The sequence below is a fragment of the Streptomyces sp. WAC04114 genome, from assembly GCF_019733245.1.
GTDB lineage: Bacteria > Actinomycetota > Actinomycetes > Streptomycetales > Streptomycetaceae > Streptomyces > Streptomyces massasporeus_A.
Window position 1 is genome coordinate 1 of record NZ_JAIGQA010000423.1, and the last position, 624, is coordinate 624.

Sequence of the window (624 nt, forward strand, 5' to 3'; positions counted from 1 at the left end):
AGCCGGTACAGCTCGGTCGCCGACCGCACCGCCTCGCCCACGTCCCGGGGGAAGGCGAGACCGACCTCCGGGGCCGGGTCCGCGTCGGCGAGGCCGATCTCGTGCAGCGGCACCGGGCGGCCGAGCTTGGCCCCGATCGCCGCCGCGATGAGATGCGGCGCCGCGCCCTGCGGCACCATCCCCTTGGCGACCCACCGGGCCACCGAGGTCTTGTCGTAGCGAAGTGTCAGACCGCGCTGTGCTCCGAGGTCGTTGACCCGCCGGGCGAGCCCGGCGTTGCTGATTCCCGCGAGGGCGAGAACCGTGCCGAGCTTCTCGTTCGGCCCGCGTTGCTCCCTGGACATGCGCCACCCCTCGACACACAGACGGCCGCCGCGTCACCGAGGACGGCGCGCGGCATTCGTACCGATGCCTCCCCAGGTTCGAACCCTCGTACTCCGCCTGCACACGCATGTGGCCGAGCCCACGAGACCGATCAGTACCTCGTATGCCGTCTTCTGCTTGAAAAAAAAAGCACGATCTAAGCGTTGAAGCAGCCATCGCTCGCAGCCGCGCACTCGTAGTCGACCGGCACGTCGACCAGCTTCTACTCGTCGATCAGCTCTCCGTCCGTGCGCAGATCGA

The 624-nt window shown here is 68.8% G+C and carries 1 pseudogene; it reads right to left on the minus strand.

The features are described 5' to 3' along the window. Positions 1 to 344 (minus strand): annotated as a pseudogene (locus K4G64_RS39590) (sporulation protein); the annotation flags it as partial. Between the last annotated feature and the right edge of the window lie 280 nt (positions 345 to 624).